General features: G+C 39.9%; 6 protein-coding genes and 1 pseudogene. 2 read left to right on the top strand and 5 right to left on the bottom strand.

Annotated elements, in window-relative coordinates:
- From Q0954_RS31875 to Q0954_RS31855, 5 genes and pseudogenes are all read right to left on the bottom strand, one after another.
- Window positions 1–882 (bottom strand): annotated as a pseudogene (locus Q0954_RS31875) (transposase); the annotation flags it as partial.
- Window positions 883–1,127: 245 nt separating this feature from the next.
- On the bottom strand, window positions 1,128–2,090 hold the full coding sequence (locus Q0954_RS31870) for an aldo/keto reductase (protein ID WP_299465357.1): 963 nt from the start codon (window positions 2,088–2,090) through the stop codon (window positions 1,128–1,130).
- A 281-nt stretch (window positions 2,091–2,371) separates the two neighbouring features.
- Window positions 2,372–3,148 (bottom strand): LytTR family DNA-binding domain-containing protein, encoded by a 777-nt coding sequence (locus tag Q0954_RS31865; protein ID WP_299465337.1) that lies wholly within the window; start codon window positions 3,146–3,148, stop codon window positions 2,372–2,374.
- Window positions 3,145–4,230: a sensor histidine kinase gene (locus tag Q0954_RS31860; RefSeq protein ID WP_299465334.1), complete on the bottom strand. Its 1,086-nt coding sequence runs from the start codon at window positions 4,228–4,230 to the stop codon at window positions 3,145–3,147. The genes Q0954_RS31865 and Q0954_RS31860 overlap by 4 nt, the downstream gene beginning before the upstream one ends.
- A gap of 139 nt (window positions 4,231–4,369) precedes the next feature.
- On the bottom strand, window positions 4,370–5,671 hold the full coding sequence (locus Q0954_RS31855) for an AAA family ATPase (RefSeq protein WP_299465331.1): 1,302 nt from the start codon (window positions 5,669–5,671) through the stop codon (window positions 4,370–4,372).
- Window positions 5,672–5,899: 228 nt separating this feature from the next.
- Between Q0954_RS31855 and Q0954_RS31850 the strand changes: the two genes are divergently transcribed.
- Together Q0954_RS31850 and Q0954_RS31845 are read left to right on the top strand one after the other, a co-directional pair.
- Window positions 5,900–6,775: a helicase associated domain-containing protein gene (locus Q0954_RS31850; RefSeq protein WP_299465328.1), complete on the top strand. Its 876-nt coding sequence runs from the start codon at window positions 5,900–5,902 to the stop codon at window positions 6,773–6,775.
- 116 nt (window positions 6,776–6,891) lie between these two features.
- On the top strand, window positions 6,892–7,137 hold the full coding sequence (locus Q0954_RS31845) for a helicase associated domain-containing protein (protein ID WP_299465325.1): 246 nt from the start codon (window positions 6,892–6,894) through the stop codon (window positions 7,135–7,137).
- Window positions 7,138–7,598 lie beyond the last annotated feature (461 nt).

The following is a 7,598-nucleotide window of genomic DNA, read 5'->3' as shown; positions in this document are numbered from 1 at the left end:
TTTTGCCTCAGTGTTAATTTGTGGTTTCCAACCATCATGCACCAAAGCACTTTGAGGAAATCCACCTGGAAAATGCTCCTTTATTGTGTTGCCAGCCCTGTTATCTGAATGGGTTATGAACGTAAACCTGGGAGTTTGCCAAGTCCAAAACCAATGTTTTTCACCATTTACTTTTCCTCCGGTTTCATCTGAACCGACCACTTTACTTGCTTGAACCTTTTCCTTGATGGCTTCGTAAACAGGGGTTACTTTATTTGCAAAACGGTTCAATAAATAATGAAGACCACCTTCGCTAATACCAATGTTGAAAACGTTATTAAACATTTCCTGCATGCGGGCAAATGGCAAGTATTGACGTGCGTGAAAATAACTGATCAGTCCCTCAATACGACTACCATAACTCACTGGGGTAGTTACTCCTTCGGGAAAGCCTGTGGTGGTGTTGCATCCACAATTACATACTTTGCTGAATGTCCTATATTCAGTGAAAACAGCTGCAACAGGTGGAATATCTACAGACTGACGAACTTGTGCAGCAACCGCAGGCAAACCACCTAAAGAAGTACCACAATCAACGCAATGATGAGGATAGAGTTCTACTATCTTATCAGGAGTTGCTGTCATTTCAAGAGTTTTGCCTTCTCGTCCTTTTTGCCCACCCGGTTTTTTGCCAGAGGGTTTACGCAAGCTTTGGTTTTTTTTCGGACGATTTTCGTCTTGGCTTGGTGGAATGGAACTGTTATTACTGTTTTTTTTAGTTTGATGCTTTTTGAGTTCTTCTTTGAGAGAGGCATTCTCTGCCCGTAAGCTTAAGTTCTCCTCTTTGAGGAGCTCAAAACTTTTGTCCAGTGCTTCAAAACGATTGGCTAAATCTCTCAAATCCATAAATCCAAAGTACAAAATATTAAACAAAAACAAATAATATCCGAACAAACTTTTAATCGCAAATGCAAAAAAAACAGAATCAAACAAGCAACTGATTACTTACCAAAATAGAAGTACGTATATATACTGCACGAAGAAAGAAAATGAGAAGACAAAAAGAAGACAAAGTGTAGGAAATCTATACAAAAAAGCCTGCCAGTTAATTTCTCTGGTAGGCTTTCGTCAAACGAGTGGTTGTTAACTTATTGCGCTACAGGTTCACCCCACAGGTTTTCAAGTGTATGTGGGCTCCCTTGTGTAGTCCAAAAAGTACCGTCTACATAACGACGGTGACGGTCAAGCGTAGCAATTTCTTGCATGTCTTTTTGGGTCAATGTCAATGAAGCAGCTTCCAGGTTTTGTTTCATTCGGGCAGGGTTTACCGACTTGGGTATCACCATTGTTTCCCGTTGAATAGCCCAGGCAATGAGCACTTGCGCCGGAGTAGCCCCGTGTTGTTGAGCTATGGCGCCTATGGTACCATCTTCGAGCAACACAGGTTCATCGGCTGCCTTCATTCCATCCGGACGACCTTTAGAGCCCAGCGGCGAGTAAGCAGTCAGGTAAATGCCTGCTTGCTGGCAAAAATCAAGCATTGCTGGTTGTTGCAAATAGGGGTGAAGCTCTATCTGGTTGACCGCAGGCTTTATGCTTCCTTGGTCGAGTAGCGTTTGCAAACGCTCTACATTAAAATTACTTACCCCAATATTGCGCACCAGGTTTTTGTCCACCAGCTGCTCCATTGCTTGCCAGGTACTGGTGAGCGACGCTTCGTCTGGTTTTACAAAATCGGCCGGTGTATTGGGCATTACAATGTCTTTTCTAATCGGCACAGGCCAATGTATCAGGTACAAGTCCAGGTAACCAAGCCGAAGGTCTTTCAGGGTCTTTTCCAGCGCGGGCTGTACATCATCGGGTGCGTGGGCGTTGTTCCAGAGCTTCGACGTGATCCATAAATCTTCACGTTTTACGACGCCTTCGGCAAATAATTCGCTCAATGCCTTGCCTATTTCTGCTTCGTTTTGGTAAATAGAGGCACAGTCTATATGGCGATACCCCATTTTCACTGCCTCTTTTACTGCATGGTATACTTCTCCTGGTTGAGAGTTCCAGGTGCCCAATCCTAATACAGGCATTTTACCTTGTGATAATTCGTGAGTTTTCATCCTACGCTTTTTGGTTTAGTGATATAGTTAATAGTGGTTGTAATGCACAAGCGTTGCTTGGTACACTACCCAATAAAAACACGCCAACAGATAGATTAGTTTTTGAAAGCATCAATATTTTTTTGAACAATTAGATGATTATTGTCACAAGTTTAGTCTGAGAAAGGGTTAATAGGCAGAGTAGTATTGTTGCTATAGGCTGATTTTAAATCAACAAGTGGCATCTTTTATACCTACCAGGTTTCTCAAAACCTGGTAGGTAGGCTAATATTGTTTTACTACTATCTTTTCAGCACACGTTTGTTTACAATATTATTCAAGAAATTGTCTTTGAACGCTTTACCAATGGGTACCTCTTTTTCTTTAATAGTCACAAAGTTGTTATCTACCGCTTTGATGTGTTGCATGTTGATAATGTAAGACTTACTCACCCTTATAAAAAGGTTAGAAGGCAATTGTCCTTCAATAGTTTTGATGTTCATTGCCGTTACTATTTTTTGGGTATCAGTATACACAATCACGTAATCTTTGAGCCCCTCCACATAGTTTATTTCGCGAAAAAATACCTTCATGTATTTTCGGTCGGCACGTATAAAAATATAGTCTTCTATGTCGGCATTGTCAGAGCCTACCGGAGAGTCAGAGGTTTTGTCAGTATTGGCAGCAGCAGGAGTAGCATCAGTACTGGCTTGTTCTCTTAGTTTGTAATAATAATCTACCTTGTTTACCGCTTTGATAAACCTATCCATAGAGATGGGTTTTACCAGATAGTCTATCACATCGAGGGCGTAGCCTTCCAGGGCAAACTGTGGATAAGCCGTAGTTAAGATCACAAAGGGAGGTTTTTTGAGGTTCAGGGTTTTCAGAAAATCCAATCCGGTGACTTCAGGCATTTGAATGTCTAAAAACATGAGGTCTACCTCATTTTTAGATAAAAAATCATTGGCTTGCATCGCGTTCTCAAAAGAGCCTATCAGCTCAAGCGAGGGCAATTCTTGTATGTTCAACTTCATTCCTTCCCGTGCCAGCGGTTCATCATCTACAATAATACACTTCATAATTTCAATTTTAAAGTCACTTTAAAAACGGTTTCGTCGTTTTGAATGTCCAACTCGTGTTTGCCAGGGTAAAGCAGTTCCAACCTTCTACGCACATTGACCAATCCAATGCCACTGTTAGGGTCTTTGGGTTGATTGTTTGGCTGTGGCTTTTTAGAGTTTACAATCACAAAATCGAGGGCTTCTTCTTCTTTGTGCACATTCATTTCTATATGGATGTACGGATTGCTTGCTACATTTAACCCATGTTTGACGGCATTTTCTACGAAAGGTACAAAAATAAACGGAGAAAGCATCTGCCCATTTACTTTTCCATTGACCTTAAAATCTATATTTGCGTTGGTTTTTCTTATTTTTTCCAGATCTAGCAAATTATTGATATAAGTAATTTCATCTTTCAATGCCACTTGTTTTTTTGAGCAATCATATAGCTGGTAACGCATCAGGTCTGACAGCATAAGCAAGCTCTTAGACGCTCGTTCGGCATCGATACGGGTAAGCACATAAATATTGTTGAGGGTATTAAATAAAAAATGAGGGTTGATTTGTGTTTTCAAAAAATCAAGCTCTGTCTCTAGATTGGCACGCTCCAGGTGCCTTATTTCTTGTTGGTTTTTGAGCCAGGTCTTAAAAAATTTAAGTGATACTGCTGTGCCCAAAAACAAAATATTGATAATATAATAAGCCGAGTGCGAGTGAGTGACAAAGGTAATGTCCCCTTCACGGGTAAAGTCCAACCAAGTAGCAAGGTAGGTAGCCAAATCGTTGATACCAATAAACAAAGCCGAAAAAATAAGGTATTGCAACACTTGCCCTCTCATCAAAAAGGTAGGTACCAACACATACAAGTTGGTATACACCATGGCTACATCTATAGCTACGTGTAGCAAAAGCCAGGGCAACTCATTCGACAGATTAGACTCCGAAAAGCTTTGGGCAAAATTGTCTAAATCAAACAAAAAGATAGGGTGGAACAACAAATAAGCAATCCAAAACAAAAAATGATGGGTAATGCGATATTTGTCACTAAAAAATGTATAAAAATAGCGGTTTAGTTTATCCGAAAAATTATTCTCCTCCATTGTATTTAAGGTTGTTGCATCATCATTGAGATACCCAAAAGATACTCTATTCCTTACTGACTTGCTTTTTTTTTCTACCAAAGGCTTTATTTTTTATACAAATCAGTTGTTTTCACCATTCTTGAATAAATGATCAAAATCAGTTGGTGGCCTCTTTATACTTTATTTGGTAATTTACCTCCTCTACCGGCAATGCTATGCCTTGCAAAATACTCAAGATGGTATCACGGCGGTTGGGGAAGTACTCCAGCAAGAGAGGAATCAATTGATAGTTGAATACTTGTGGCAAATCTTCCATTGTCTTGCCTATAAAAAAAGCTTGTCCTATCAGGTAATCAGGGGAGTTTTTTTCTTGTAAAATTTTTTCGTTCAAATCTTTGAATACTTTCTGCACTTCTTCGTCTGCTATCAGCGAAGCATCAGGGTAGATGGCTTCAAACACAAACCTTCGGCGCAAAGCCGTGTCAATCAAGGCGATAGAGCGATCGGCAGTGTTCATTGTACCTAAAATATACAAGTTGGCAGGCACGGTAAAGTTTTCGCCGGAAGGCAAAGTAACCGATAGTCCATTGTCTGAGCCGTAACGTTTATCGGGTTCTATCAAAGTAATAAGTTCGCCAAATACCCGTGAAATATTTGCCCGGTTAATTTCATCTATAATCACCACATAGTTCTGGAGTTGTTGCAGGCTTTTTTCTGGTTTGTGGTTTTCTTCGTATTGCCTTACTGCTTGCACTACTGCCTCATAATATTTCTGATTGATGGCATCTTTTACAAAAGTGGCATCTTCATAAATATTTTTCAAGATATCGATATTCATCTCCTTAGACTCATTTTTGATAATGTCGCGTTTAGTGCGTCGCTTGTAAAACAACGTGGTGTCGGTCATCTCAAAAATGATAATAGACTGATAAATGCGGTGTGAACTATCGAGGTACACTTCAATTTCCTCTGTTTCGGGATCTATGTTTTTAATGAGTAGCTCATTGAGCAAGTCTTCAAATTTTTTCTTAAACACCTGTTGCTGACTAAAGGTGTCAAAGTTTTTGCGGGCGCGGTCTGCCATACGTTTAAAGATACCATCGCGGCGTTCAAAATGCAGGGTACCCATATTGGTATTAGGGCGCAAGCCCTGGATAAAATCTTCGTAGCTGTAGCTTTGGTGAAAAGTAATGAAAGCAATCTGAAGTTTTTCTTTATAAGCATTGAATCTTTTGAGAAGGTCAGCCCTGGGTTCATCTGCCAGCTCCTCCAAACTTTTATTCTCAATCATTGCCAAGGCATAATTCACCGTTTGATAGGTTTTACCCGTACCCGGGGGGCCATACAAGATCATATTTTTGGGGTACACATGGTTTCTTGTGGTGAGGTGATAGTGGGTGGGTGCCTCTTCTACTTGAGAGCTTTCAGGTGTTTGCAAAGGGTATTTTTTTTCAGTCATTGCTATAAGCTAAGGTTACAATTGTTGGCACTTATAAAGCATAAGCCTGCACTGTTTTGGGTGTTTGCTTCATAAATGAATTGCTTCTTTTAATATAAAGTTAAGTAAAATGACTGATAGAATACAAGGTGTTGGCTTTCAAATGTTTATTTTATTTTTTTTAAGTGTTTTAGGAAAAGCCTTTTACAAAATTTTCTGACCCTTGCCTAGGTTAAAATTGTTCCGCTAGTGGCTTTTAAGAATAAATATGGTCATGCAGATGTGCCCCACAGTTGGATTGAGGACCCACGTCTTGCCAAATGGGTAGGAGCGCAACGTGGGCATTATAAAAAAGGAGAACTTTCGGCGCGTAAAGTGAAACAGTTGGAAGCCATTGGTTTTTCCTGGGTGTTACAGGTACAAACTGTGCTTTCCTGGGAGGCTCGTTATGAGCAGTTATTAGAATTTAAAACCAAATACGGTCATTGCAATGTAGCCACCAGTGATATAGAAGAATGGTCAGGTTTAGTAAATTGGGTGAAGGAACAGCGAAGAAAATACAAAGAAAATATTCTTTCACCAGATCAAATCACTCAGTTAGAGAAGGTAGGTTTTGTCTGGTCAGTTTTAGAAGACGTATGGATGAAATCTTATGAAGAGCTATGTGTATACAAAGAAGCACAAGGGCATTGTTTTCCAAGCCTAAAAGACCCAAGTACTAAATCCCTTGGTTTGTGGATACGTACCCAGCGTTTAATGAAGGTATCTTTGCTCCCTCATCGCCTCGAACTGTTAAACAAAATAGGTTTTGATTGGCAACAAGAAGCAGGAAGAGCAAAGGAAAAATGGATGGTGAAATATAAGGAGTTAAAGGGGTATAAAAACAAGCATGGGCACTTTATTATCCCCCAAAGCGATCGGTCGCTCAAGTCGTTAAGAATGTGGTTTTTTGGTCAACGTAGTAGGTTTAAGCAAGGAAAACTGTCCTCTTCGCGGGTCGAATTATTAGATAAACTTGGCGTGGAGTGGCGAGAGGAAAAGCACCCCCGTTTAGAAGAAGGACTAGACCTTGATTGGGGGGGCAAGAGCACATATATAAGAGCTTGTTTGGACTTTCGTTTTTGAGAGTAGTTGTGATGAATTTGCTAGTAGTATGCGTTAGATTTTGAGTGAATAGCAGCGCTATTGACGAAAAATATAACAAAGTACTGCTAGTCAAAGTCGCACTAGGACGCCAAAGAATGAACTCCAAACAAGCTCTAAGGAGACAATGGATGGGCAAATATCAATTACTCAAAGATTTTAAAAATACCCATGGACATTTTGTAATACCTGGGGACAAAAATAAACCCTTGTGTGACTGGCTCTACAGCCAACGGAAGAAGTTCAGAGAAGGCAAGCTTGCCCAACATTTCATTGACTTATTAGATGATTTAGGTCAAGAATGGAAAGTACCTACACGACGCAATACTAAAAAAGATAAATAAATCTTACCCCGACAGTTTCAAAGGCGAATCAGTCGGGTAAATCTGCTTAAAATGACTATTTTTGAACAACTACTGCCTGCCTTTCCACATTTTCAAAATATTTCTTGTTAAAAGTGTCCAAAGTCAACTGCTGAGATGGGTATATCCAGTTGATACCCAAGATAAAGAAAAAGCGAATGGCTAATGGCTAACAGCTAAAGTTCAACAGAGCCTAAAGGCCACGAACAAAAAGGCTAAAAGCTAACAGCTAAAGGCCAACAAAACCCAAAAGCCAGGAACAAAAAAAGCTAAAGGCTAATCTACTCGAAGAACAAAAAAAGCTAAAGGCTAATCTACTCGAAGAACAAAAAGGCTAAAGGCTAAGCTACTCGAAGAACAAAAAAGCTAAAGCTCAAAACCAACTACTTAAACCAAACCAAGGTAATGCGCATCCATTTATTCAAGTGCCTTATTATTGCGGG

It is taken from the genome of uncultured Microscilla sp., assembly GCF_947493425.1.
GTDB lineage: Bacteria > Bacteroidota > Bacteroidia > Cytophagales > Microscillaceae > Microscilla.
Note: the sequence above shows the minus strand (reverse complement) of the source record. Positions and strands in the feature narration are given on the sequence as shown.